22 protein-coding genes are annotated in these 23697 nt (G+C 69.8%); 9 read left to right on the forward strand and 13 right to left on the reverse strand.

What is annotated here, in order from left to right; all coding sequences use genetic code 11:
• Genes JNX00_RS07415 through JNX00_RS07425 form a run of 3 tightly spaced genes read left to right on the forward strand, consistent with a single transcriptional unit; the run spans window position 1 to window position 3620 of the window.
• Window positions 1-1815: a GspE/PulE family protein gene (locus JNX00_RS07415; RefSeq protein ID WP_204744558.1), complete on the forward strand. Its 1815-nt coding sequence runs from the start codon at window positions 1-3 to the stop codon at window positions 1813-1815.
• A gap of 48 nt (window positions 1816-1863) precedes the next feature.
• Window positions 1864-2817: a DMT family transporter gene (locus JNX00_RS07420; RefSeq protein WP_070400627.1), complete on the forward strand. Its 954-nt coding sequence runs from the start codon at window positions 1864-1866 to the stop codon at window positions 2815-2817.
• A gap of 5 nt (window positions 2818-2822) precedes the next feature.
• The gene (locus JNX00_RS07425; protein WP_204744559.1) at window positions 2823-3620 is read left to right on the forward strand and encodes an SDR family oxidoreductase; all 798 of its coding nucleotides are present in this window, start codon (window positions 2823-2825) and stop codon (window positions 3618-3620) included.
• 12 nt (window positions 3621-3632) lie between these two features.
• Here JNX00_RS07425 and JNX00_RS07430 read toward each other — a convergent pair whose 3' ends face one another.
• The gene (locus JNX00_RS07430; RefSeq protein ID WP_204744560.1) at window positions 3633-4571 is read right to left on the reverse strand and encodes a DMT family transporter; all 939 of its coding nucleotides are present in this window, start codon (window positions 4569-4571) and stop codon (window positions 3633-3635) included.
• A gap of 125 nt (window positions 4572-4696) precedes the next feature.
• On the opposite strand from JNX00_RS07430, the gene JNX00_RS07435 reads away from it, so the two are divergent.
• Complete coding sequence (locus tag JNX00_RS07435; protein WP_070400625.1) at window positions 4697-5689, forward strand: quinone oxidoreductase; 993 nt, start codon at window positions 4697-4699, stop codon at window positions 5687-5689.
• 16 nt (window positions 5690-5705) lie between these two features.
• Here JNX00_RS07435 and JNX00_RS07440 read toward each other — a convergent pair whose 3' ends face one another.
• The 4 genes from JNX00_RS07440 to JNX00_RS07455 all read right to left on the reverse strand — a co-directional run bounded on the left by JNX00_RS07440 (window position 5706) and on the right by JNX00_RS07455 (window position 11488).
• The gene (locus JNX00_RS07440) at window positions 5706-6857 is read right to left on the reverse strand and encodes an aminotransferase class V-fold PLP-dependent enzyme (protein WP_204744561.1); all 1152 of its coding nucleotides are present in this window, start codon (window positions 6855-6857) and stop codon (window positions 5706-5708) included.
• A gap of 69 nt (window positions 6858-6926) precedes the next feature.
• Window positions 6927-7451 carry a signal peptidase II gene (gene lspA, locus JNX00_RS07445; protein ID WP_070400622.1) on the reverse strand — a complete coding sequence of 175 codons (525 nt, stop codon included), beginning with the start codon at window positions 7449-7451 and terminating at the stop codon, window positions 6927-6929.
• Window positions 7451-10306, reverse strand: coding sequence for an isoleucine--tRNA ligase (ileS, locus tag JNX00_RS07450; protein ID WP_204744562.1), 2856 nt, complete (start codon window positions 10304-10306; stop codon window positions 7451-7453). Before ileS ends, lspA begins: the two co-directional genes overlap by 1 nt.
• A gap of 117 nt (window positions 10307-10423) precedes the next feature.
• A complete protein-coding gene (locus JNX00_RS07455; RefSeq protein WP_070400620.1) occupies window positions 10424-11488 on the reverse strand; it encodes a bifunctional riboflavin kinase/FAD synthetase in 1065 nt (354 codons plus the stop codon).
• 163 nt (window positions 11489-11651) lie between these two features.
• Here JNX00_RS07455 and JNX00_RS07460 point away from each other — a divergent pair, with 163 nt between their 5' ends.
• On the forward strand, window positions 11652-12209 hold the full coding sequence (locus JNX00_RS07460; protein ID WP_070400619.1) for an HNH endonuclease: 558 nt from the start codon (window positions 11652-11654) through the stop codon (window positions 12207-12209).
• A gap of 84 nt (window positions 12210-12293) precedes the next feature.
• On the opposite strand, the gene JNX00_RS07465 is transcribed toward JNX00_RS07460, so the two are convergent.
• Both JNX00_RS07465 and JNX00_RS07470 read right to left on the reverse strand, forming a co-directional pair.
• On the reverse strand, window positions 12294-13409 hold the full coding sequence (locus JNX00_RS07465; RefSeq protein WP_204744563.1) for an acyl-CoA dehydrogenase family protein: 1116 nt from the start codon (window positions 13407-13409) through the stop codon (window positions 12294-12296).
• A gap of 10 nt (window positions 13410-13419) precedes the next feature.
• Window positions 13420-14601, reverse strand: coding sequence for an acyl-CoA dehydrogenase family protein (locus JNX00_RS07470; protein WP_204744564.1), 1182 nt, complete (start codon window positions 14599-14601; stop codon window positions 13420-13422).
• A gap of 128 nt (window positions 14602-14729) precedes the next feature.
• Here JNX00_RS07470 and purN point away from each other — a divergent pair, with 128 nt between their 5' ends.
• Entirely contained in the window at window positions 14730-15326 is a 597-nt protein-coding gene (purN, locus tag JNX00_RS07475) for a phosphoribosylglycinamide formyltransferase (RefSeq protein WP_070400616.1), read from the forward strand.
• Window positions 15327-15343: 17 nt separating this feature from the next.
• Here purN and JNX00_RS07480 read toward each other — a convergent pair whose 3' ends face one another.
• From JNX00_RS07480 to JNX00_RS07490, 3 genes are all read right to left on the reverse strand, one after another.
• Entirely contained in the window at window positions 15344-15961 is a 618-nt protein-coding gene (locus tag JNX00_RS07480; RefSeq protein ID WP_204744565.1) for a LysE family translocator, read from the reverse strand.
• Window positions 15962-16046: 85 nt separating this feature from the next.
• Window positions 16047-16817 carry an AraC family transcriptional regulator gene (locus JNX00_RS07485; protein ID WP_070400614.1) on the reverse strand — a complete coding sequence of 257 codons (771 nt, stop codon included), beginning with the start codon at window positions 16815-16817 and terminating at the stop codon, window positions 16047-16049.
• A 38-nt stretch (window positions 16818-16855) separates the two neighbouring features.
• A complete protein-coding gene (locus JNX00_RS07490) occupies window positions 16856-18475 on the reverse strand; it encodes a peptide chain release factor 3 (protein WP_070400613.1) in 1620 nt (539 codons plus the stop codon).
• 36 nt (window positions 18476-18511) lie between these two features.
• Here JNX00_RS07490 and JNX00_RS07495 point away from each other — a divergent pair, with 36 nt between their 5' ends.
• Both JNX00_RS07495 and JNX00_RS07500 read left to right on the forward strand, forming a co-directional pair.
• Window positions 18512-19783, forward strand: a complete 1272-nt coding sequence (locus JNX00_RS07495) for an RsmB/NOP family class I SAM-dependent RNA methyltransferase (RefSeq protein WP_204744566.1) — start codon at window positions 18512-18514, stop codon at window positions 19781-19783.
• A 166-nt stretch (window positions 19784-19949) separates the two neighbouring features.
• Window positions 19950-21176 carry a fatty acid desaturase gene (locus JNX00_RS07500; RefSeq protein ID WP_070400611.1) on the forward strand — a complete coding sequence of 409 codons (1227 nt, stop codon included), beginning with the start codon at window positions 19950-19952 and terminating at the stop codon, window positions 21174-21176.
• 90 nt (window positions 21177-21266) lie between these two features.
• Here JNX00_RS07500 and rpmG read toward each other — a convergent pair whose 3' ends face one another.
• The 3 genes from rpmG to trxB all read right to left on the reverse strand — a co-directional run bounded on the left by rpmG (window position 21267) and on the right by trxB (window position 22832).
• Entirely contained in the window at window positions 21267-21437 is a 171-nt protein-coding gene (gene rpmG, locus JNX00_RS07505) for a 50S ribosomal protein L33 (protein WP_070400610.1), read from the reverse strand.
• Between the two features lie 11 nt (window positions 21438-21448).
• Window positions 21449-21682 carry a 50S ribosomal protein L28 gene (gene rpmB, locus JNX00_RS07510; protein WP_070400609.1) on the reverse strand — a complete coding sequence of 78 codons (234 nt, stop codon included), beginning with the start codon at window positions 21680-21682 and terminating at the stop codon, window positions 21449-21451.
• A 202-nt stretch (window positions 21683-21884) separates the two neighbouring features.
• Complete coding sequence (gene trxB / locus JNX00_RS07515; protein WP_070400608.1) at window positions 21885-22832, reverse strand: thioredoxin-disulfide reductase; 948 nt, start codon at window positions 22830-22832, stop codon at window positions 21885-21887.
• A gap of 175 nt (window positions 22833-23007) precedes the next feature.
• Here trxB and JNX00_RS07520 point away from each other — a divergent pair, with 175 nt between their 5' ends.
• Window positions 23008-23682: a Crp/Fnr family transcriptional regulator gene (locus tag JNX00_RS07520; protein WP_009516830.1), complete on the forward strand. Its 675-nt coding sequence runs from the start codon at window positions 23008-23010 to the stop codon at window positions 23680-23682.
• The last annotated feature ends 15 nt before the right edge of the window (window positions 23683-23697 follow it).

Genomic DNA, 23697 nt, shown 5'->3' on the forward strand with positions numbered 1-23697 from the left:
ATGAAGACCGCCTCCGCTCCCGCCGCCGCGACCACCGCCCCCAACGGCCCGCTCGACTGGCGGCTGGTGCTGCGCTGGCTGAAGGAGGACGGTGTCATCGGCGAAGACGAGGCGCGCCGCACCGAGGCGCGCATCTCGTCCGCCCACAGCGCGCAGCACCCCCTGCAGCGCCTGGCCGTGGTGGGCATGGCGCGCGCGGCCGACGGCCATGTGCTCGACGCCGAGGCCCTCACCCAATGGCTGGCGCAACGCTGCGGCCTCACCTACCTGCGCATCGACCCGCTGAAGGTGGAGGTGGGCAAGGTGGCCGACGTGATGAGCGCGGCCTACGCCGAGCGCCACAAGGTGCTGCCCGTGCAGGTGGGGCCGGCCGAGGTGGTGGTGGCCACGGCCGAGCCCTTCATCACCGACTGGGTGGGCGAGGTCGAGCGCCAGACGCGCAAGACCGTGCGCCTGGTGCTCTCCAGCCCGGCCGAGATCACGCGCTACACGGCCGAGTTTTTCGCGCTCGCCAAGTCGGTGCGCGCGGCCAGCAAGACCGGCGGCGCCGCGGGCTTCCAGAGCTTCGAGCAGCTGGTGGAGCTGGGCAAGGGCAACAAGCAGATCGACGCCAATGACCAGGGCGTGGTGCAGGTGGTGGACTGGCTCTGGCAGTACGCCTTCGACCAGCGCGCCAGCGACATCCACCTGGAGCCGCGCCGCGAACAGGGCGTGATCCGCTTCCGCATCGACGGCGTGCTGCACCCGGTGTACCAGCTGCCGCTGGGCGTGATGAACGCGATGACCGCGCGCATCAAGCTGCTGGGCCGCATGGACGTGGTGGAGCGCCGCCGGCCGCAGGACGGCCGCATCAAGACGCTCAAGCCCGGCATGGGCGGGGCCAAGGGCGACGAGGTGGAGATGCGCCTGTCCACCCTGCCCACGGCCTTCGGCGAGAAGCTGGTGATGCGCATCTTCGACCCCGAGTCGACGGTGAAGGACCTGGCGGCGCTGGGCTTCAGCGCGCACGACGCCACGCGCTGGGAAGGCCTCACGCGCCGGCCGCACGGCATCGTGCTGGTGACGGGGCCCACGGGATCGGGCAAAACCACCACGCTGTACGCCACGCTCAAGCGCCTGGCCACGGAAGAGGTGAACGTGAGCACGGTGGAGGACCCGATCGAGATGATCGAGCCGGCCTTCAACCAGACGCAGGTGCAGCCGCACCTGGACCTGGATTTCGCCCAGGGCCTGCGCGCGCTGATGCGGCAGGACCCGGACATCATCATGGTGGGCGAGATCCGCGACCTGGCCACCGCCGAGATGGCGGTGCAGGCGGCGCTCACCGGCCACCTGGTGTTCTCCACGCTGCACACCAACGACGCGCCCTCGGCGGTGATGCGCCTGATGGAACTGGGCATTGCGCCCTACCTCATCAACGCCACGGTGCTGGGCGTGCTGGCCCAGCGCCTGGTGCGCACCCTATGTCCCGCCTGCAAGACGCGGGTGGAGAAGGACGAGGCGGCCCAGGCGCGCGAGCAACTGGCCGAACTGGTGAAGCCCTGGCAGATCACGGGCGGCTACCGGCCCTACCAGCCGGTGGGCTGCGTGGACTGCCGCATGACCGGTTTTCGTGGGCGCATGGGCCTGTACGAGCTGCTCACGGTCAGCGAGGCCTTCAAGAACCAGGTCATCCGCGAGCCGCGGCTGGAGGCCCTGCGGGCGCAGGCGGTCACGGACGGCATGCGGCCCCTGCGCCTGGCCGGCGCGGCGCGCGTGGCCGAGGGGCTGACCACCCTGGACGAGGTGCTGGCCTGCACGCCGCCGGTGCAATAGCCCACGGTCCCCGGCGCCCATGGGCCGGGATCGATAATCGGCGGCTTCATGTCGCGCGCCGCCCCCCACCCCCACCTGGCCTCCGGCCTCACCCTCGCCATCCTCGGCTCCATCGCCTTCAGCGGCAAGGCCATCATCGTCAAGCTGGCGTACCGCTACGGCGTCGACGCGGTCACGCTCATCATGTACCGCATGCTGTTCGCGCTGCCGCTGTTCCTGGCGCTCACCTGGTGGTCCACCCACCGCCCCGGCCTGGCGAAGCGGCCCGAACCCCTGACGCGGCGCGACTGGCTCGGCGTGCTCGGCCTCGGCCTCACCGGCTACTACCTCGCCAGCTTCCTGGACTTCTGGGGCCTGGAGTACATCACCGCCAGCCTCGAGCGCCTGATCCTCTACCTCAACCCCACCCTGGTGCTGCTGCTCGGCTGGCTGCTGTACCGGCGCCGCATCGGCGCGCTGCAGGCCATCGCCATGGCCGTGAGCTACGCCGGCGTGCTGCTGGTCTTCGGGCACGAGCTGGGCGAGCAGGGCCCCAATGCCGCCCTGGGCGCCTTCCTGGTGTTCGCCAGCGCCATCAGCTACGCCATCTACCTCGTCTACAGCGGCGAACTCGTCAAGCGCCTGGGCTCCACGCGCCTGGTGGGCCTGGCCACCAGCGTGGCCTGCGTGCTGTGCATCGCGCAGTTTCTGCTGCTGCGCCCGCTGTCGGCCGCCACGGTGGCGCCCGAGGTCATCTGGCTGTCGCTGCTCAACGCCACCCTGTGCACCTTCGCGCCGGTGCTCATGGTGATGATGGCCATCGAGCGCATCGGCCCCGGCCTGGCCGCGCAGACCGGGATGCTCGGCCCCATGTCGACCATCCTCATGGGCGTGTTCATTCTGGGCGAACCTTTCAACGGCTGGATCGTCGTGGGCACGGTGCTCGTGCTCTCGGGCGTGTTCCTGGTGACGCGCTTCGGCACGCCCCGGGCGGCGGCCAAACCCATCGACACGGGAGATTGATCGACATGGATCTGGGCATCAAAGGCAAATGGGCGCTGGTCGGCGGCGCGAGCAAGGGCCTGGGGCTGGGCTGCGCGCAGGCGCTGGCCGCCGAGGGCGTGAACCTGGTGATGGTGGCGCGCGGCGCCGAGGCGCTGCAGGCCGCGGCCCAGGCCATCCGCGCCGCGCACCCGGGCGTGGCGGCCTTGCCCGTGGCGGCCGACATCACGACCCCCGAGGGCCGCGCGGCGGCCTTCGGCGTGGCCGGCGGCCCCGGCAAGGCCTTCGACATCGTGGTCACCAACGCCGGCGGCCCGCCGCCCGGCGACTTCCGCCAGTGGGACCGCGACACCTGGATCGCCGCGCTGGACGCCAACATGCTCGCGCCGATCGAACTCATCAAGGCCACGGTGGACGGCATGGCCGAACGGGGCTTCGGGCGCGTCGTCAACATCACCTCGGGCGCGGTGAAGGCGCCGCTGCAGGTGCTGGGCCTGTCCAACGGCGCGCGCAGCGGGCTCACGGGCTTCGTCGCCGGCCTGGCGCGCAGCGAGATCGCCGCGCGCGGCGTGACCATCAACAACCTGCTGCCCGGCGCCTTCGAGACCGACCGCCTGCGCACCACGCTCGGCGGCCTGGCGCACAAGCAGGGCAAGAGCTACGAGGCCATCGCCGATGGCCGCCGCCAGGCCGTGCCCGCCAAGCGCTTCGGCGAGCCGGCCGAATTCGGGGCGATCTGCGCCTTCCTGTGCAGCGCGCAGGCCGGCTACATCACGGGCCAGAACGTGCTGGCCGACGGCGGCGCCTACCCGGGCACGTTCTGAGTGCCGCCCGGCTCAGCGCTTCGCGCGCGGTGTCGACACCAGGATACCGCCCACGATCAGCGCGAAGCCCAGTACGTGGTGCCAGCGCGGTGGCTCGCCCAGCATCGCGGCCGACAGCACGGCCGCGAACAGCGGCGTGAGGTTGGTGAAGAAGCTGGCCATGGCGGGCCCCACGCGCGCCACGCCCGCGCCCCAGCAGCGGTAGGCCAGCACCGAGGGGAACAGGGCGAAGTAGGCCAGGGCGGCCACCAGCGGCCAGCCCCAACGGATGTGCAGATCGGCCGCCGGCAGGTAGACCCATTCGAGCGCCGCCAGGCCGCCCGACCAGACCAGGCCCAGGGCCACCTGGGCCATCAGGAAGGCGGCCCAGTCGCCTTTGATGTCGGGCGGGTCGCCGCCCTCGGGCGGGCGCACCAGCAGCCAGCTGTACCAGGACCAGACCAGCGCGGCCAGCAGGATCCAGCCGTCGCCCGGCACGAGCTGCACGGCCAGCAAGCGGGCCAGGCTGCCGCCCGACAGCACCACGGCCACGCCGCAGAGCGAGAGCGCGGCACCGGCGGCCGCGCGGCGCGACACCGGCACCCCATAGAGCACCCGCCCCACGAGCAGCATCCACACCGGCATGCTGGCGGCCACCAGGGTCACGTTCAGGGGCGTGGACGTGCGCAGCGCGAGGTACTGCAGCGCGTTGTAGCTGCCCACGCCCAGCGCGCCGAGCAGCGCGAAGCGCCGCCAGTTCGGCCACAGGCTGCTGCCCGGGCGCAGCACCCAGGAGGCCAGGGGCAGCAGCACCAACAGCGCCAGCGCCCAGCGCATGAAGTTGAGCGTGCTCGGCGGAACGGTCTGGTTCATCAGCCGCCCCACCACCGCGTTGCCGGCCCAGAACAGCGGCGGCAGAACGAGCAGGGCGACGGTGGACGGCGTCAACCGGCCGTTGGATGCAGCGGACATGGGGCGCGACTGTAGCAAGGGGACGAAGACCTGCCCTGGCGCGGGGCCGCCCGCGCGCCGGCGCGGAGGCCGAGGGGATTCGTGGCAGCATCGCCCCCGACCGAACCCCCAACGAGGAGACCCCCATGAGCACCAGCAGCCGCGCCGTCCGCATCCACGCCACCGGCGGCCCCGAGCAACTCGTGATCGACACCGTGGCGGTGGGCGAGCCCGGCCCGGGCGAGATCCGCATCCGCCACCACGCGATCGGCCTGAACTTCATCGACGTGTACCAGCGCACGGGCCTGTACCCCTTCCCCCTGCCGCTGTCGCTGGGCATGGAGGGCGCGGGCGTGGTGGAGGCCGTGGGCGAGGGTGTGACGCACCTGAAGGTGGGCGACCGCGCGGCCTACGCGGCCAACCCGCCCGGCAGCTACAGCGACGCGCGCGTGATGCCGGCGATGAACGTGTGCAAGCTGCCCGATGCCATTGACTTCGAGACCGGCGCGGCCATGATGCTCAAGGGCCTGACGGCGCAGTACCTGCTGCGCCGCTGCAAGCCGGTGGAGGGCCTGGAAGCGGGCGATTTCGTGCTGTTCCACGCCGCGGCCGGTGGCGTGGGCCTGATCGCCTGCCAGTGGGCCAAGGCCCTGGGCCTGCGCCTGATCGCCACCGCGGGCTCGGCCGAGAAGTGCCAGCTGGCGCTGGCGCACGGCGCCGAGCACGCGATCAACTACCGCACCGAGGACTTCGCCGCGCGGGTGAAGGCCATCACCGGCGGGCAGGGCGTGAAGGTGGTGTACGACTCGGTCGGCAAGGACACCTGGGACAAGTCGCTGGACTGCCTGCGGCCCTTCGGTCTGATGGTGAGCTTCGGCAACGCCTCGGGGCCGGTGCCGCCGTTCGCGCCCGGCATCCTGGCGGCCAAGGGCTCGATCTACGTGACGCGCCAGACCCTGTTCACGCACATCAACAACCGCGAGCGCACGCAGCAGATGGCCGACGAGCTGTTCGAGGTGGTGGCGAGCGGCCAGGTGAAGATCCGCATCGACCAGCGCTTCGCGCTGACCGATGTGAAGAAGGCCCACGAGAGCCTGGAAGCCCGCGCGACGACGGGCTGCACGGTGCTGCTGCCCTGAGGCGGCGCGGGCCCGCTCAGGCCGCCCGGGCCTCGCGCACGGGCGCGATGCGCTGCAGGGCGGCCTCCAGCCGCGCCACCGTGGCCGGCACGTCGTGCCACTTGTCCAGGCCGAACAGGCCGAGGCGGAAGGTTTTGAAGTCCGGGCCTTCGTCGCACTGCAGCGGGACGCCGGCGGCGGTCTGCAGGCCCAGGGCCAGGAAGGCCTTGCTCGATTGCACCTCGGCGTCGGTGGTGTGGCTCACCACCACGCCCGGGGCCTTGAAGCCCTCGGCCGCCACGCTGGGAAAGCCGTGGTGCTCCACCAGCTGGCGAACGGCCTGGCCGAGCGCGATCTGCTCGTCTCGCACGCGCGCGAAGCCGTAGGCCTCGGTCTCCAGCATGGTGGCGTGCAAACGCGCCAGCGCGTCCGTGGGCAGGGTGGCGTGGTAGGCGTGGCCGCCGCCCTCGTAGGCTTCCATGATCTGCAGCCACTTCTTCAGGTCCATGGCGAAGCTGGTGCTCTGCGTGGCGTCGATCGCGTGGCGCGCTCGCTCGCTGAGCATCACCATCGCGCAGCAGGGCGAGCTGCTCCAGCCCTTCTGCGGCGCGCTGACCAGCACGTCCACGCCGGTGGCCTTCATGTCCACCCACATCGCGCCCGAAGCGATGCAGTCGAGCACGAACAGGCCGCCCACGGCGTGCACCGCGTCGGCCACGGCCTTCAGGTAGCCATCGGGCAGGATCATGCCGGCCGCGGTTTCCACGTGCGGGGCGAACACCAGCGCGGGCTTTTCGCGCGCGATGGTGGCCACCACCTCGTCGATCGGGGCGGGTGCCCAGGGGGCCTGCGGGCCCTTGTGCTGCGGGCGAGCCTTCATCACGGTGTGGCTCGCGGGGATCGAGCCCATCTCGAAGATCTGGGTCCAGCGGTAGCTGAACCAGCCGTTGCGGATGACCAGCACGTGTTTTCCGTGCGCGAATTGGCGCGCCACCGATTCCATGCCGAAGGTGCCGCTGCCGGGCACCAGCACCGCGGCGTGCGCGCCATACACGCGCTTGAGCAGGGACGAGATGCCGGTCATCACGCCCTGGAAGCGCTTGGACATGTGGTTGAGCGCGCGGTCGGTGTAGACCACCGAGAACTCGTACAGGCCGTCGGGGTCGACGTCGGGCAGCAGGCCGGGCATGGGTGTCTCCTCGGATGACGAATGAGCGGGCATTCTGTCATCGCGCGGCCGAGGCCGCGAGCGCCGGCCTCAATGGGCCTGGGCGGCGCGTGACTTCCGCACGCGCAGGACCTCGTCGAGGATCAGGCAGGCCGCGCCGATGGAAATGAAGGTGTCGGCCAGGTTGAAGGACGGGAAGTGCCCGCCCGGGAACAGGCCGGCGAGGAAGGACCAGTGGAAGTCCAGCCAGTCCACCACGTAGCCGTGCACCAGGCGGTCGATCACGTTGCCGATGGCGCCGCCCAGGATGCAGGCCAGCGCGAAGGCGAACAACTTCTGTCCCGGGTGGCTGCGCAGCATCCAGACGATGAAGACCGAGGCGGCGACGCCGATGCCGGTGAAGAACCAGCGCTGCCAGCCGCTGGCGCCGGCGAGGAAGGAGAAGGCCGCGCCCTCGTTGTGCACCCGCACCACGTTGAAGAAGGACGTGACCACGACGCTGTCGCCCAGCGCGAACGTGGCCAGGATCAGCCACTTGGTGAGCTGGTCCAGCGCGAAGGCCACGGCGGCCAGGCCGAGCCAGGGCGCGATGGCGCGCAGGCTGGCGCGTGCCATCAGGCCACGGTGCGGGTTTCGCCCGCGCCGAACAGGTTGCTGGTGCAGCGGCCGCAGAGCGTGGGGTGGGCCGGGTCCTGGCCGACGTCCTCGCGGTAGTGCCAGCAGCGCTCGCACTTGGGTGCGGTGGCCGGGGTGACCTTCACGGCCAGTTCGTCGCCGTCGACCACGTCGGCGGCCGAGGTGATGGTGACGAAGCGCAGGTCGTCGCCCAGCGAGCGCAGCAGCGCGGCGTCGTCGGCCGGCGCGGTGATGCTGAGCAGGGCCTGCAGCGAGGACCCGACGGCGCCCTGGGTGCGCAGGTTCTCGATCTCCTTGTTGGCGAGGTTGCGGATCTCGCACAGGCGCGTCCATTTGGCCAGCAGGCCTTCCTCGGGCGGCGGCAGGTCGGCCCAGGTCTCGAAGAAGATGGAGCCCTTGTTGGCCGCGCCCGCGAGCACCGGCCAGGCCTCCTCGGCGGTGAAGCTCATGAAGGGCGCCATCCAGCGCAGCATGGCGTGCGCGACCAGGTGCAGCGCGGTCTGCGCGCTGCGGCGGGCGTGGCTGCCGGCGGCGCTGGTGTAGAGCCGGTCCTTGAGCACGTCGAGGTAGAAGGCGCCCAGGTCCTCGGAACAGAAGACCTGCAGCTTGGCCACCACGGGGTGGAACTCGTAGCGGTCGTAGTGCGCGGTCACCTCGGCCTGGAACTGCGCGGTGCGCGCCAGGGCCCAGCGGTCGATCTCCAGCAGGTCCTTCAGCGGCACGGCGTGCTTCGCGGCGTCGAAGTCGCTCAGGTTGGCGAGCAGGAAGCGCAGGGTGTTGCGGATGCGGCGGTAGGCGTCGACGACGCGCGCGAGGATCTTGTCGTCGCCCGCGATGTCGCCCGAGTAGTCGCTGGCGGCCACCCACAGGCGGATGATCTCGGCGCCCAGCTTCTTGTTCACGTCCTGCGGGTCGATGCCGTTGCCCAGCGACTTGCTCATCTTGCGGCCCTGGCTGTCCACCGTGAAGCCGTGCGTGAGCAGGCCGCGGTAGGGCGCGCGGTCGAACAGCGCGCAGCCCAGCAGCAGCGAGCTGTGGAACCAGCCGCGGTGCTGGTCGTGGCCTTCGAGGTAGAGGTCGGCCTCGGGGCCCTGCGAGTGGAAGGCGCCGTTGGGGTAGGCGTGCGCGTGGCTGCCGCGCAGCACGTGCGAGAAGGTGGAGCCGGAGTCGAACCAGACCTCGAGGATGTCGCTGCTCTTGTCGTACTGCGGCGCGTCCTCGGCCCCCAGGATTTCTTCTGTGGTGGCGCGGCTCCAGGCCTCGATGCCGCCTTTTTCGACGATGGCGGCGGCCTGGTCGAGGATCTCCATGGTGCGCGGGTGCAGTTCGCCCGTGGCCTTGTGCAGGAAGAAGGGGATGGGCACGCCCCAGCTGCGCTGGCGCGAGATGCACCAGTCGGGCCGGTTGGCGATCATGTCGCGCAGGCGCGCGCGGCCGTTCTCGGGGTAGAAGCCGGTGTGGTCGATGGCCTCGAGCGCGGTCTGGCGCAGGGTCTTGGGCGCCTTGTCCTTGGTGAACACGCCCTCGCCCTCGTCCATGCGGATGAACCACTGCGCGGCGGCGCGGTAGATCACCGGCGTCTTGTGGCGCCAGCAGTGCGGGTAGCTGTGGGTGATGCCCACGGTGCTCATGAGCCGGCCGGCGGCCTTGAGCGCCGCGATGATGTGCGGCACGGCCTTCCAGATGTGCTGGCCGCCGAACAGCGGGAAGTCGGCCGCGTAGACGCCGTTGCCTTGCACGGGGTTGAGCACGTCCTCGACCTTGAGGCCGTTGCTGATGCAGGAGTTGAAGTCGTCCAGGCCGTAGGCGGGCGAGGAGTGCACGATGCCCGTGCCGTCGCTGTCGCTCACGTAGTCGGCCAGGTACACGGGCGACAGGCGCCGGTAGCCCTTGTCCGCCTCGTACAGCGGGTGGCGGAAGTTCAGGCCGCCCAGTTGCTCCCCCTTGGTGACGGCCAGGACCGTGCCTTCCAGCCCGAAGCGCTCCAGGCACTTCTCGACCAGGGTTTCGGCCAGCACCAGGCAGCCCTTGGGCGTGTCGACCAAGGCATAGCTGAGCTCGGGGTGGGCGTTGAGCGCCTGGTTGGCCGGGATGGTCCAGGCGGTGGTGGTCCAGATGACGGCGAAGCCGCTTTTGCCGGGCGGCAGGGCGGCCAGGCCGAAGGCGGCGGCCAACTGGCCGGCGTCGTCGGTCTCGAAGGCCACGTCCAGCGTGTCGCTCTGCTTGTCGGCGTACTCGATCTCGAATTCGGCGAGCGAGCTGCCGCAGTCGAAGCACCAGTACACGGGCTTGAGGCCCCGGTAGACGAAGCCGCGCTCGATCACGCGCTTGAAGGCGCGGATTTCGCCGGCCTCGTTGGCCGGGGCCATGGTGAGGTAGGGGCGCTCCCAGTCGCCCAGGATGCCCAGGCGCTTGAAGTCGGCGCGCTGCTGGTCGATCTGCTCGGTGGCGTAGGCGCGGCTCTTGGCCTGCATCTCGTCGCGGCTGAGGTGGCGGCCGTGCTTCTTCTCGATCGCGTTCTCGATCGGCAGGCCGTGGCAGTCCCAGCCCGGGATGTACTGCGCGTCAAAGCCGGCCAGCTGGCGGCTCTTGACGATCATGTCCTTGAGCACCTTGTTGACGGCGTGGCCCATGTGGATCTGGCCGTTGGCGTAGGGCGGGCCGTCGTGCAGCACGAACAGCGGGGCGCCGCGGCGTGCGTCGCGCAGGCGCTGGTACAGGCCCTCGTCGTTCCACTGCTTGACCCAGCCCGGCTCGCGCTTGGGCAGGTCGCCGCGCATGGGGAAGGGCGTGTCCAGCAGGTTGACGGGGTAGGCGTTCTTCGTCTCGGACATGGTGTGTGGCGTGATCGCAGGGGCCAAGCTCGGCCCACGGGGCGTGGGCGGGAAAAGGGAGACGACGGGCGCGTGCCCCGAGCCTGTGGAAGGGCAACCACCGCCAGGGGGCGGTCGTCAAATTCGGTCGCGTGTGGTCTGCCGGTGGGTGCGACCGTGCATGGCCTCGAAGAACGCGCGGGCGTCGGCGACGTCCTTGGCGATGCCTTGCGTGAGGGCATCGAGGCTGTCGTACTTCAGCTCGTCGTGCAGTTTGTGCAGCAGTTCCACGCGCACGATTTTACCGTAGGCCTCCCCGCCGGGCAGGCGCTGGGACAAGGCCGCGGGCCAGTCCAGGCAATGGGTTTCCAGCAGCACACGCCCGCCGTTGACGTCGTTCGGGTCCAGCGAGGGCCGCACGCCCAGGTTGGCCACGCCGCGCAGGGGCTCGTCCCACAGGCCGTGCACCAGCACCGCGAAGATGCCGCTGGCGGCCGGCTTCCAGTGCGCGAAGCGCAGGTTGAGGGTGCGAAAGCCGTCGTGGCGGCCTGGGGCTGACTCGGCCAGCGCCCGGCCCAGCTGGCGCCCATGCACCACGTGTCCGCTGATGGCGTAGGGCCGGCCCAACAGGGCGGCGGCGTCGTCCAGGCGGCCTTCGGCCAGGGCCTCGCGCACGGCCGAGCTGGACACGCGCAGGCCGTGCACCTCGTAGCTCTGCATGCGCGCCACGTCGAAGCCCTGGCGCGCGCCGGCCGCGTCGAGCATGGCGTAGTCGCCCGCGCGCTGGGCCCCGAAGCGGAAGTCGTCGCCCACCAGCACGTAGCGCACGCCCAGGGCTCCGACCAGGGTGTCCTCGATGAAGGAGGCGGCGGTCTGCGAGGCCAGGCGCTCGTTGAAGGGCAGGATCACGCAGCGGTCCACCCCGCAGCGCTGCAGCTCCTCCAGCTTGTCGCGCAGGGTGGCGATGCGCGCGGGCGCCAGCTCGGGCTTGCGGTGGCGGGCGGCGAAGTAGTCGCGCGGGTGCGGCTCGAAGGTCATCACGCAGCTGGGCACGCCGCGGTGGCGGGCCTCGTTGCGCAGCAGCGCCAGCATGGCCTGGTGGCCACGGTGCACGCCGTCGAAGTTGCCGATGGTGAGGGCGCAGCCGCGCACGCCGTCGGGCGTGCCGTGGGGGCGGTTCCAGAGGCCGCGGAGGATTTGCATGGGGAAGGGCGGGGCGGGAAGGTTTGTCACATCGCGGGGGCTTGTCCCGCATGGACGCGGATTCGTCGTCGAAGGTTGTTATATTGGCACACGAAAACGCAGGCCCCGGGCTCCATGCGGGTTCCGGGTCTTTCTGGTGTCTTGACGCACGAAGGAGCCCGTTTTGAAGGTCTTGAAACTCTCGGCGCAGGGACTGCCCCAGTCCTGGATCAGCCTCGAAGAAGCCGTGTTGCACTACGCGGCCGAGGAGGTGCGCTGGGAGGCGGGTGCCGAGATCGCGGTGTTCCACGGCGGCCACAACGCCGTCACGGGCCTGCAGTCGGTGATCACGGTCAATTCGATCATCGGCACCCAGGGCGTGCCGCGCATCAACCCCTTCGAGCTGCGGCCCACGCTCACGAACCAGAAGCTGTTCTCGCGCGACCGCAACGTCTGCGCCTATTGCGGCCACCATTTCCACGAGGAAGACCTGACGCGCGAGCACATCGTGCCCTTCGGCCAGAACGGGCGCGACACCTGGATGAACGTGGTGACGGCCTGCAAGTCGTGCAACCACCGCAAGGGCAACCGCACGCCCGAGCAGGCGCACATGCCGCTGCTGTACACGCCCTACGTGCCCAGCCTGTGGGAGGACTTCATCCTGCGCAACCGCCGCATCCTGGCGGACCAGATGGAGTTCCTGATGGCGCACCTGCCGAAGTCGTCGCGCCTGCATGCCTGACCCAGAAACGCCGCGGAACCGGCGTTGCCGGGCCGCTGGCGTTGCCCCCTTGAGGGGGTGACGCGCCGCAGGCGCGGCGCGGGGTCAGGCGAACACGCCAGCGGTGTCCTGCATGCGCCCGGACACCTCGCCCAGGTGGTGCAGGGTGTCGCCGAACGTCATTTCCAGCTGGGTGAGCTTCTTGAAGTAGTGGCTGCCGATGTACTCGTCGGTCACGCCGATGCCGCCGTGCAGCTGCACCGATTGCTGGCCGATGAAGCGCATGGCGTTGCCCAGCTGCACCTTGGCGCGGGCCATGGCGGCGCGGCGCTCGGCCGCGGGGGCGTTGAGCTTCAGGCTGGCGTAGTAGCTCATGGAGCGTGCCAGCTCCAGCTGCATCTTCATGTCGGCCACGCGGTGGCGCAGGGCCTGGAAGCTGGCGATGGCCACGCCGAACTGCTTGCGCGTGTTCATGTAGTCCACCGTGAGCGCCAGCGTCTGCTCCATCACCCCCACGCCCTCGGCGCAGGTGGCGGCGATGCCGATGTCCACCGCGTGCTCCAGCGCGGCCTGACCATTGGCGGTGACCAGCACGGCCGGGGCCTTGTCCAGCGCCAGGTCGCCGGCGCGGCTGCCGTCCTGCGTGGGATAGCCGGTGGTCTTCACGCCGCTGGCGTCGGCCTCCACCAGGAACAGGGCGGGTTGGCCGTTGGCCACGGCGGGCACGAGGAAGACGTCGGCGCGGTCGGCCGCGGCCACCAGGTGCTTGTGGCCGGACACGGTCCAGGCGCCGCCCGACTGGCTGGCGGTGGCGGCCAGTCGGTCGAGCCGGTAGCGCGCGCCGCGCTCCTGCAGCGCCAGCACCACCAGGGCCTCGCCGCTGGCGATGCGGGACAGCCAGCCGGCCTTCACGTCGTCCGCGCCATAGGCGCCGATCACGCCGCTGGCGATGAGCGTCTGCGCCAGCGGCTCCAGCACGATGCCGCGGCCCAGTTCCTCCATCACCACCATGGCCTCGACGGGGCCCATGCCCAGGCCGCCGTTGCCTTCGTCCACGTAAAGGCCGGCCAGGCCCAGGTCGGCAAGTTCGCCGTAGGCGCCGCGGTCGAATCCGCCGGCTTGCACGATGGCCCGCCGGCGCTCGAAGCTGTAGGCCTTCTCCACCCACTTCTGCACGGCGTCGCGCAGCGCGACCTGGTCGTCGGAAAAATCGAAGTCCATTCTTGTCTCCTCAGCCCAGCACGGTCTGCGCCACGATGTTGCGTTGCACCTCGTTGGAGCCGCCGTAGATCGTGGTCTTGCGCATGTTGAAGTACGTGGAGGCGAGCGGCGCGTTGGCCAGCACGCCGCCGGGGAAGTCGCCCTGCCAGCCGGCTTCCATGGCCTCCTCGATGAAAGGCAGGCTGTAGGGGCCGGCGGCGAGCATCATGAGCTCGCTGTAGCGCTGCTGGATTTCGCTGCCGCGGATCTTGAGCAGGCCGGCGATGTCCAGCGAGTTCTTGCCCGACTTCTCGGCCGAGAGCACGCGCAGCACCAGCATCTCCAGTGCCACCACGTCCACCTCGAGCAGCGCGATCTGGTCGCGGAAGCGGGTGTCGTCCCACACGCCCTCGGTCTTGGCGATGCGCTTGAGGCGCTCCAGCTCGCGCTTGGCGCGGTTCACGTCGGCGATGTTGGTGCGCTCGTGGCTGAGCAGGTGCTTGGCGTAGGTCCAGCCCTTGTTCTCCTCGCCGATCAGGTTCTCGGCCGGCACCTCGACGTTGTCGAAGAAGACCTCGTTGACCTCGCATTCGCCGTCCAGCAGCTTGATGGGGCGCACCGAGACACCCTTGGACTTCATGTCCAGCAGCAGAAAGGAGATGCCGGTCTGCGGCTTGCCCTCGGTGCTGGTGCGCACGAGGTTGAACATCCAGTCGCCATACTGGCCCAGCGTGGTCCAGGTCTTCTGGCCGTTGACGATGTATTTGTCGCCCTTGCGCTCGGCGCGCGTCTTGAGTGAGGCCAGGTCCGAGCCCGAGCCCGGCTCGCTGTAGCCCTGGCTCCACCAGACCTCGCCGCTGGCGATGCCGGGCAGGAAGCGTTCTTGCTGTTCCTTGTTGCCGAAGGCCATGATGACCGGCGCCACCATCACCGGCCCGAAGGGCACGATGCGCGGCGCGCCGGCCAGGGCGCATTCCTCCTCGAACAGGTGCTTCTGCACCGCGCTCCAGCCCGGGCCGCCGAACTGTTGGGGCCAGCCGTAGCCCAGCCAGCCCTTCCTGCCCAGGATCTTCGCCCAGCGCTGCATGTCGTCGCGCGTCAGGCGCAGGGCGTTGTGCACCTTGTGGCTGATCTCGGCGGGCAGGTTGGCGCGCACCCAGGCGCGTATCTCGTCGCGAAACGCCTGCTCCTCAGGCGTGAAGGCCAGATCCATCGTGTGTCTCCTCGGCGGGGCCCCAACGGGCCCCGGGTTGCGTGTGAATCGAGTTTCGCACGACCGTTCGTTTTTTGCGTGTCGAGGCGGCGACAAGCCGCCGGCCGGCCTCATTACACTCCCGCCCCATGCCAGCGCGCCCAGCCCGTCCGATCGTCATCCTCATCTCGGGCAGCGGCTCGAACATGGCCGCCCTGGTGGAGGCGTCGGCGCGGGACCGCTGGGGCGAGCGCTTTGGCGCGGGCGTGGTGGCGGTGCTGAGCAACCGGCCCGACGCCGCCGGCCTGGCCTGGGCCCGCGAGCGCGGCCTGGCCACCGCGGTGGTCGACCACCAGCGGCACGCCGACCGCGAGGCCTTCGACGCCGCGCTCATGGCCACCATAGACGCCCACGCGCCCGCGCTGGTGCTGCTGGCGGGCTTCATGCGCATCCTCACGCCGGGCTTCGTGCGCCACTACGAGGGCCGGCTGCTCAACATCCACCCCAGCCTGTTGCCGGCCTTCCCCGGCCTGAAGACGCACCAGCGCGCCATCGAGATGGGCTGCCGCGTGGCCGGCGCCACGGTGCACCGCGTCACCGGCGAGCTTGACCATGGCGAGATCCTGGCGCAGGCCGTGGTGCCCGTGCTGCCCGGCGACACGGCCGAGGCGCTGGCGGCGCGGGTGCTCACGCAGGAGCACCTGATTTACCCGCGCGCCGTGGAGCGCTGCCTGGCGGGCGGCTGAGGGCCCGCCGGGGCGGTTCAGCGCCCGCTCAGCGCGAGCTTGGCCGCCATCAGCGCGAACGCGGCCGAGAAGCCGCGGCGCAGCGCGTCCTGCGTGCGCCGCGAGGCCAGCACGCGCTGGCGGAAGGCGTCGGCGAGCGCACCGTAGGCCACGAACACGGCCAGTGTCATGAGCATGAAGACCGCGCTCAACACGGCGAACTGCCGCATGGGCGCCGGGTTGGCCGGGTCCATGAACTGGGGCAGGAAGGCGAAGAAGAACAAGGTCAGCTTGGGGTTGAGCGCGTTGACCAGCACCGCCTTGACGACCAGGCGCAGCGGCGACTGCGGGGGCGTGCCCGGGGCCGCGGCGGCGAAGGCCGAGCGGTCCCGCCAGGTCATCCAGGCGAGGAACAGCAGGTAGAGCACGCCGGCCAGCTTCAGCAACTGGAAGGCCGGGGCGCCCGCGTGCATCACGGCGGCCAGGCCCAGGGCGGTGGCGGCCATGTGCGGCAGGATGCCCAGGGTGCAGCCCAGCGAGGCATAGGCGCTGGCGAGCCGCCCCTGAGACAGGCCCGTGGAGACGGTGAACAGCACGCCCGCGCCGGGCGTAACCACCACGACGGCGGAGGTGAGGAGGAATTCGAGGCTGGGCATGCGGCGCTCCGGGTGTCGACAGGGCGGCCCGATGAACCGGGCCGTGGGCGAATCCTGGCGCGCCGCGCGCGGGCCGTCTTGAACGTTATTGCAGCCAGGCGCGGCGCCAGGCGCCGGGGGTGAAGCCGAAGCAGCGCACGAAGTGGCGGTTCAGGTGGCTTTGGTCGGCGAAGCCGCAGGCCAGGGCGGCCTCGCTCAGGGGCGTGCCGGCGGCGATCAGCGCCCGCGCACGGCCCAGCCGCTGCTGCAGCAGCCAGGCCAAGGGCGGCAGACCGTGCGCGCGCGCGAACTGGCGCACGAGCTGGAAGCGCGACAGGCCGGCCAGGCCGGCCAACTCGTCCAGGCCGGGCGCTCGCTCCAGGCCGTCGAGCAGGCGCTCGCGCGCCCGGGCCAGGCCCAGGGTGTCGAGGCCGGATTCGCCCGGCTGGCGGTTGCCGTGGCGCTGGGCCAGCAGGCCGCAGGCGCTGGTCAGGGCCTCGTCCCAGAGCGCGTGATCCGCGGCAGGGGCGCTGCCGTCCCAGCAGAGGAACAGGCGGTGGATGGCGCCGTGCAGGAGGGGGTCGTCGAACACCGGCTGGGTGATCTCGTGGCCGGGCCGCAGGTCGGACAGCGCGGCCATGGCCTCGGGGCTGACGTGCACCATGCGCCAGCGGCGCGCCTGTTCGCCGATGGGCAGGCCGTCGTGCACCTCGCCGGGGTTGGTGGCGATCAGCTTGCCGGCGGTCGCGAGCACCGGGCCGCGGCCGCTGGCGGACCGGTGGGCGCCTTCGTCCATCACGCCGAAGCCGAAGCTGTCGTGCCAGTGCCGGCCGAAGCCGCGGGCGCTGTGCGTCAGCACGGCGTGCACGCCGGCCATGGGGCCGGGCCGAACCTGGACGTGATGGATGGGCGCCGTCACATGGACTTGTGGAAGACCAGCCCCGCGTGCTCGCGCATGGCGTGGAACCTGATTTTCGGCCAGTTGGCCTCGACCGCGCGCAACGTCGCCATGTGGTCCAGCAGCACGGTGGGCGCGTCCACCGCGTCCAGCGCGACGCGGTGGGCGTTGGCGTCGATGAAGCGCTTGAGCTCCTGCTCGCCGCCGTCCTCGGGCGCGCAGGTCACCCAGCGCGCCACGTTGTACGAGCTGCCGGTGATGCGCGCCTTGACGCCGTACTCGTGCTCCAGGCGGTGGGCCACCACCTCGAACTGCAGCTGGCCCACGGCGCCCAGCAGCAGCACGCTGCCGGCCACCGGGCGGAAGACCTGGATCGCGCCTTCCTCGCCGAGCTGGGTGAGGCCGGCGCGCAGCTGCTTGCTGCGCAGCGGATCGGCCACCTCCACGCTGCGGATGATCTCGGGCGCGAAGAAGGGCAGGCCGGTGAACTGCAGCGCCTCGCCCTCGGTCAGGGTGTCGCCCAGCTGCAGCACGCCGTGGTTGGGGATGCCGATGATGTCGCCCGCGAAGGCCTCGTCGAGCAGCTCGCGGCGCTGCGACAGGAAGCTCACCACCGTGTTGGGGCGCAGCTCCTTGCCGCTGCGCACCACCTTCAGGCGCATGCCGCGCTCGAAGTGGCCGCTGGCCACGCGCACGAAGGCGATGCGGTCGCGGTGCGCCGGGTCCATGTTGGCCTGGATCTTGAAGACCACGCCGCTGAACTTGCGCTCCTCGGGCTCGACGGTGCGCTGGATCGCCGGCCGCGGTCCGGGCGGCGGCGCCAGGTCCACCAGCGCGTCCAGCACCTCGCGCACGCCAAAGTTGTTGACGGCCGAGCCGAACAGCATGGGCGTCTGATGCCCGCCCAGGAAGGCCTGCTCGTCGAAGGCGGGCGAGGCGCCCGCCACCAGTTCCAGCTCGTCCTTGGCCTGGGCGAACTCGCTGCCGAAGCGCGTGGCGCTTTCGGGGTTGTCCAGGCCGGCCAGCACCTCTTCCTCGCCGCCGCGCTTGTCGTCGCCGGCGGCGAAGACGCGCATTTGCTCGGCGCGGCGGTCGTACACCCCACGGAAGGTCTTGCCCATGCCCACGGGCCAGGTGAAGGGCACCACCGTCATGCCCAGCTCGCGCTCGATCTCGTCCATCAGGTCCAGCGGCTGCTGCACCTCGCGATCCATCTTGTTGACGAAGGTGATGATGGGCGTGTTGCGGGCGCGGCAGACCTGCAGCAGCCGGCGCGTCTGCGGCTCCACGCCGTTGGCCGCGTCGATCACCATCAGCGCCGCGTCCACAGCGGTCAGCACCCGGTAGGTGTCCTCAGAGAAGTCCTGGTGGCCGGGGGTGTCCAGCAGGTTGATGACGCAGTCGCGGTATTCCATCTGCATCACGCTGGAGGCCACCGAGATGCCGCGCTGCTTTTCGATCTCCATCCAGTCGCTGGTGGCGTGGCGCGCGGCCTTGCGCGCCTTCACGCTGCCGGCGATGTTGATCGCGCCCGAGAAGAGCAGCAGCTTTTCGGTGAGCGTGGTCTTGCCCGCGTCGGGGTGGGAAATGATGGCGAAGGTGCGGCGCCGGCGCACCTGGTCCTGGATTTCAGACATAGCCCTCGATTATCCCAGTGGGACAATACCGCCCCCATGCACCCCAAAGCCCTGCTCGACGAATGCACCGCCCTGGTCGAGGCCGTGTTCCGTTTTGACCACCCCGCCGACGCCGTCGTCGCCCGCCATTTCCGCGAGAACAAGTCGCTGGGCCCGCGCGAGCGCGCCACCCTGTCCGATACCGTTTACGCCGCGCTGCGTGAGCGCCTCAAGTTCGAATGGCTGGCGCGCTCGGGCAGTGGCTCCAAGTGGCGCCGCCTGGCCATCCTGGGCTTCTCGGGCGACCGCGATTTCCTCAAGAGCGCGCTGAGCGAGCCGGAAAAGGTCTGGCTGGACGCCTGCGCCCAGGTGCGCGAGGACGAATGGCTGGCGCCGCACCGCCACAACCTGCCGCAGTGGCTGGCCGACGCCCTGCGCGCGCAGGTGGGCGAGGGCTTCGACGAGCTGGCCTCGAGCCTGCTGCAGCCGGCGCCGCTGGACCTGCGGGTCAACGCCCTGAAGGCCAAGCGCGAGGCGGCGCTCGCCGCGCTGCGCGCCGCGGGCCTGAAGGCCGAGCCCACGGTGCATTCGCCCTGGGGCATCCGCCTGCAGGGCAAGCCCTCGCTGGCCCGGCTGCCGGCCTTCGTGAACGGCGAACTCGAGGTGCAGGACGAAGGCTCGCAGTTGCTCGCGCTGCTGCTCGACGCCAGGCGCGGCGAGATGGTGGTGGACTTCTGCGCCGGCGCCGGTGGCAAGACCCTGGCCATCGGGGCGACCATGCGCAACACCGGCCGCCTCTACGCCTTCGACACCTCGGCCCATCGGCTCGACGCGCTCAAGCCGCGCCTGGCGCGCAGCGGCCTGTCCAACGTGCACCCCGTGGCCATCGCGCACGAGCGCGACGAGCGCATCAAGCGCCTGGCCGGCAAGATCGATCGGGTGCTGGTCGACGCGCCGTGCTCCGGCCTGGGCACGCTGCGCCGCAGCCCCGACCTCAAGTGGCGCCAGACCCCCGAGACCGTGGCCGCGCAGGCCGCCACGCAGCGCGCCATCCTGGACAGCGCGGCGCGCCTGCTCAAGCCCGGCGGGCGGCTGGTTTACGCCACCTGCAGCCTGCTGCGCGATGAAAACGAGGCCGTGGCCGAGGCCTTTTCGGCAGCGCACCCCGGCTTCGAGGTTGAACCGGTGGCGCCGTTGCTGGACGCCCTGCGCGTGCCCGACGCCCCGTCCTTGTGCGGCCCGGCCGACGAAGGGCGTTTCCTGCGCCTGTGGCCCCACCGGCACGGCACCGACGGCTTTTTCGCCGCCGTCTGGCGGAAAAAAGCTTGATCGGGGTCAATTGGCCCTGAAGTAACGGGCACTTCCGGCCTTTGCCGGGGACCAATGGCTTGGTCGGGAGACACCCCCCGCCTAAAATCCTGCCTGCGCCGCCCGCCTGCCCCGGGCGCGTGTGAAGGCTTGTCCTCCGTTTCCGGGCAGTCCTGATAGGACTTCGATGACCGCTTCCGACCCTGGTGCCTTTTCCGCGTTGCTCGACGGCGTGGTGAACTTCCTGATCAACGGCGTGACCGGCGCCAGCTGGTGGCAGGTCGTGCTGATCGCGCTGGTGCTGACGCACATCACCATCGCCAGCGTCACGATCTACCTGCACCGCCACTCGGCCCACCGCTCGCTCGATCTGCACCCGATCGCCGCGCACTTCTTCCGCTTCTGGCTCTGGATGACCACCGGCATGGTCACCAAGGAATGGACGGCCATCCACCGCAAGCACCACGCCAAGTGCGAGCAGGAAGGCGACCCCCACAGCCCGCACATCTTCGGCATCAAGAAGGTGTTCTGGGAAGGCGCCGAGCTCTACCGTGCCGAGGCCAAGAACGCCGACACCATGGCGCGCTACGGCCACAACACGCCGAACGACTGGATCGAGCGCAACCTCTACACGCGCTTCTCGGCGCTGGGCGTGAGCCTCATGCTGATCCTCGATGTGGTGCTGTTCGGCGCCCTGGGCCTGATGGTCTGGGCGATCCAGATGGCCTGGATTCCCATCACGGCCGCCGGCATCATCAACGGCATCGGCCACTGGTGGGGCTACCGCAACTTCGAGGCGGTGGACGGCAGCACCAACGTCTCGCCCTGGGGCATCATCATCGGCGGCGAGGAGCTGCACAACAACCACCACACCTACCCCACCTCGGCCAAGCTGTCGGTCAAGCCTTACGAGTTCGACATCGGCTGGATGTACATCAGCATCCTGCAGTCGCTGGGCCTGGCCACGGTCAAGAAGGTGCCGCCCAAGATGGCCTTCGGCGCCGTCAAGCCGGTGGCCGACGAGCAGACGTTGGAGGCCATCATCGCCAACCGCTATGAGGTGATGGCCGGCTACGCGCGCGAATTGCGGGAGGCCTGCAAGGTGGAAATCGCCACGCTCAAGGCCCGCCAGGCGGACGCTTCGGTGCTGACGGCCGCCAAGCGCTGGCTGCACCGCGACGACGACAAGGTGCCCGCCGCCGTCAAGCCGCAGCTGGCCCAGGTTCGCGCCGAGCACCCGGTGCTCGACAAGATGGTGACCATGCGCGAAGAGCTTCGCGCCCTGTGGTCCAGCACCAACGCCACGCGCGAGCAGCTCGCCGCCGACCTGCAGGCCTGGTGCCGCCGCGCGGAAGAGAGCGGCATCGCCGCGCTGCGCGACTTCTCCATCCGCCTGCGCTCGGCACACGCTTGAGCGGCATGCGCTCACGCCGCTCGGCGGCGTGAGCAGGCAACAAAAAACCCGCTGTTCTCACAGCGGGTTTTTTGTTGGGGAAACGGGCTCTTACTTGAGCTTCGCTTCCTTGTATTCCACGTGCTTGCGGGCCTTCGGGTCGAACTTGATAAAGCCCAGCTTGTCCGGCGTGGTCTTCTTGTTCTTGTCCGTGGTGTAGAAGTGGCCGGTGCCCGCGGAGGACACCAGTTTGATCTTTTCGCGACCGCCTTTGGTTGCCATGGTGATTCTCCTTAAGCCTGACCGTTGGCGCGCATGTCGGCCAGCACGACGTCGATGCCTTTCTTGTCGATCAGGCGCAGGGCAGCGCCGGAGACGCGGAGGCGCACCCAGCGGTTCTCGCTCTCGACCCAGAAACGGCGGTATTGCAGGTTCGGCAGGAACCGGCGCTTGGTTTTGTTGTTGGCGTGGGAAACGTTGTTCCCGACCTGGGGCTTCTTGCCCGTGACGTCGCAGACGCGTGCCATGAGGACACTCCGATCCATTCACACGGCTGTTCGCGGCGGGCCGCCGGGGGAATTCCCGGCGACTGGCGTCCAGCCTCACCTCGCCAGTTGTGGGTGGCGGTAACCCAAAATCGCGGTTGGCCCGGCAACGCCGGACTTTCAGCAAAGCCCGCAATTATAGCCATAGCCGGCCTGGGCGGCCAAATAGGACGGGCAGGGGGGCTCAGGCGCCCTGCTGCTCCAGGAAGCGCTGAGCGTCCAGCGCGGCCATGCAGCCCGTGCCGGCGCTGGTGATGGCCTGGCGGTACACATGGTCCTGCACGTCGCCCGCCGCGAAGATGCCGGGCACGCTGGTCATGGTGGCCATGCCGCTGAGCCCCGATTTCGTGACGATGTAGCCGTCCTTCATCTCCAGTTGGCCCTGGAAAATCTCGGTGTTCGGTCGGTGGCCGATGGCGATGAAGCAGCCCTGCAGCTTCAGTTCCTCGGTGGCGCCGGTCTGGGTGTCCTTCAGGCGGATGCCGGTGACGCCGGTCTGGTCGCCGAGCACCTCGTCCAGGGTCTTGAAGAGCTTGAGCTCGATCTTGCCTTCCTTGACCTTCTCCATCACCTTGTCCACCAGGATGGGCTCGGCGCGGAACTTGTCGCGGCGGTGCACCAGGTAGACCTTGCTGGCGATGTTGGACAGGTACAGCGCTTCCTCGACCGCGGTGTTGCCGCCGCCGATCACGCAGGTGGTCTGGCCGCGGTAGAAGAAGCCGTCGCAGGTGGCGCAGGCGCTCACGCCCTTGCCCATGAACGCTTCTTCGGATGGCAGGCCCAGGTACTGGGCCGACGCGCCGGTGGCGAGGATGAGCGCGTCGCAGGTGTAGGTGCCGCTGTCCCCGGTGAGGGTGAAGGGGCGCTTGGAGAAGTCGACCTTGTTGATGTGGTCGAAGACGATCTCGGTCTTGAAGCGTTCCGCGTGCTGCAGGAAACGCTGCATCAGATCAGGGCCCTGCACGCCGTCCACGTCGGCGGGCCAGTTGTCCACCTCGGTCGTGGTCATGAGCTGGCCGCCCTGGGCGATGCCGGTGATGAGCACCGGGTTGAGGTTGGCGCGGGCCGCGTACACGGCGGCGGTGTAGCCGGCGGGGCCGGAACCCAGGATCAGGACTTTGGCGTGTTTCATATGGGTGCGCGCTATCGAAAAACGGAGCAATTGGTTTAGAGTCGAGGGGGTATATGGAGATACCCGGCGCGATAGTCAAATAACGCGCGTCAATGGCGGCGATCGCCGAAAGCCATGACCGGCCGGGATTGTAGGGAAGCGGGCCCTCTTTTCCCCGCTGTCTGGGATTACACGCATGTCCATTCTGTCCAATCTCGACCTGATCCGTCGCGTGCCGCTGTTTTCAACCCTCACGCAGGCCCAGGCCGAATCGGTGGCGGACGCGGTGGTCAAGCGCCGCTACAAGCGCGGCGAAATGATCGTCGAGCAGGGCAAGAAATCGAACTGCCTGGCCATCGTGCTCACCGGCCGGGCCCGGGTCGTCACCACCGACAGCCGCGGCCGCGAGGTCATCCTGGCCACCATGAACCCGGGCGACTACGTGGGCGAAATGAGTCTGATCGACAACCAGCCGCACTCGGCCACGGTGCGCGCCGAGGTGCAGACCGATGTGCTGATCCTGGGCCGCAATGAGTTCGCGCGCTGCCTGCCCGAGAACTCTTCCATGGCCTATGCCGTGATGCGCGGCCTGGTGCAGCGTCTGCGGCAGGCCGACCGCAAGATTGAGTCCCTGGCTCTGCTGGACGTATACGGCCGCGTGGCCCGCGCGCTGCTGGAGCAGGCGCAGCCCGGACGCGACGGCCAGCTGATGATCCGCGAGCGAGTGTCCCGTCAGGACGTGGCCAAGATGATCGGCGCCTCGCGCGAGATGGTCAGCCGCGTCATGAAGGACCTGGAGGATCGGGGTTTCATCGAGGTCGCCGAGGACGGCAGCACCATCATCAAGGAGCGGCTCAACACCCTCGGTTGAGTCTGTCGTGAGGGG

The sequence above is a fragment of the Hydrogenophaga sp. YM1 genome, from assembly GCF_016903055.1.
Taxonomy (GTDB): Bacteria; Pseudomonadota; Gammaproteobacteria; order Burkholderiales; family Burkholderiaceae_C; genus Hydrogenophaga; species Hydrogenophaga borbori.

Bases quoted from the DNA above. Each gene is read 5' to 3' on its own strand.
- JNX00_RS07415 (WP_204744558.1), top strand. From the start codon at position 1: ATGAAGACCGCCTCCGCTCCCGCCGCCGCGACCACCGCCCCCAACGGC.
- JNX00_RS07420 (WP_070400627.1), top strand. From the start codon at position 1,864: ATGTCGCGCGCCGCCCCCCACCCCCACCTGGCCTCCGGCCTCACCCTC.
- JNX00_RS07425 (WP_204744559.1), top strand. From the start codon at position 2,823: ATGGATCTGGGCATCAAAGGCAAATGGGCGCTGGTCGGCGGCGCGAGC.
- JNX00_RS07430 (WP_204744560.1), bottom strand. From the start codon at position 4,571: ATGTCCGCTGCATCCAACGGCCGGTTGACGCCGTCCACCGTCGCCCTG.
- JNX00_RS07435 (WP_070400625.1), top strand. From the start codon at position 4,697: ATGAGCACCAGCAGCCGCGCCGTCCGCATCCACGCCACCGGCGGCCCC.
- JNX00_RS07440 (WP_204744561.1), bottom strand. From the start codon at position 6,857: ATGCCCGGCCTGCTGCCCGACGTCGACCCCGACGGCCTGTACGAGTTC.
- lspA (WP_070400622.1), bottom strand. From the start codon at position 7,451: ATGGCACGCGCCAGCCTGCGCGCCATCGCGCCCTGGCTCGGCCTGGCC.
- ileS (WP_204744562.1), bottom strand. From the start codon at position 10,306: ATGTCCGAGACGAAGAACGCCTACCCCGTCAACCTGCTGGACACGCCC.
- JNX00_RS07455 (WP_070400620.1), bottom strand. From the start codon at position 11,488: ATGCAAATCCTCCGCGGCCTCTGGAACCGCCCCCACGGCACGCCCGAC.
- JNX00_RS07465 (WP_204744563.1), bottom strand. From the start codon at position 13,409: ATGGACTTCGATTTTTCCGACGACCAGGTCGCGCTGCGCGACGCCGTG.
- JNX00_RS07470 (WP_204744564.1), bottom strand. From the start codon at position 14,601: ATGGATCTGGCCTTCACGCCTGAGGAGCAGGCGTTTCGCGACGAGATA.
- purN (WP_070400616.1), top strand. From the start codon at position 14,730: ATGCCAGCGCGCCCAGCCCGTCCGATCGTCATCCTCATCTCGGGCAGC.
- JNX00_RS07480 (WP_204744565.1), bottom strand. From the start codon at position 15,961: ATGCCCAGCCTCGAATTCCTCCTCACCTCCGCCGTCGTGGTGGTTACG.
- JNX00_RS07485 (WP_070400614.1), bottom strand. From the start codon at position 16,817: ATGGCCGGCGTGCACGCCGTGCTGACGCACAGCGCCCGCGGCTTCGGC.
- JNX00_RS07490 (WP_070400613.1), bottom strand. From the start codon at position 18,475: ATGTCTGAAATCCAGGACCAGGTGCGCCGGCGCCGCACCTTCGCCATC.
- JNX00_RS07495 (WP_204744566.1), top strand. From the start codon at position 18,512: ATGCACCCCAAAGCCCTGCTCGACGAATGCACCGCCCTGGTCGAGGCC.
- JNX00_RS07500 (WP_070400611.1), top strand. From the start codon at position 19,950: ATGACCGCTTCCGACCCTGGTGCCTTTTCCGCGTTGCTCGACGGCGTG.
- rpmG (WP_070400610.1), bottom strand. From the start codon at position 21,437: ATGGCAACCAAAGGCGGTCGCGAAAAGATCAAACTGGTGTCCTCCGCG.
- rpmB (WP_070400609.1), bottom strand. From the start codon at position 21,682: ATGGCACGCGTCTGCGACGTCACGGGCAAGAAGCCCCAGGTCGGGAAC.
- trxB (WP_070400608.1), bottom strand. From the start codon at position 22,832: ATGAAACACGCCAAAGTCCTGATCCTGGGTTCCGGCCCCGCCGGCTAC.
- JNX00_RS07520 (WP_009516830.1), top strand. From the start codon at position 23,008: ATGTCCATTCTGTCCAATCTCGACCTGATCCGTCGCGTGCCGCTGTTT.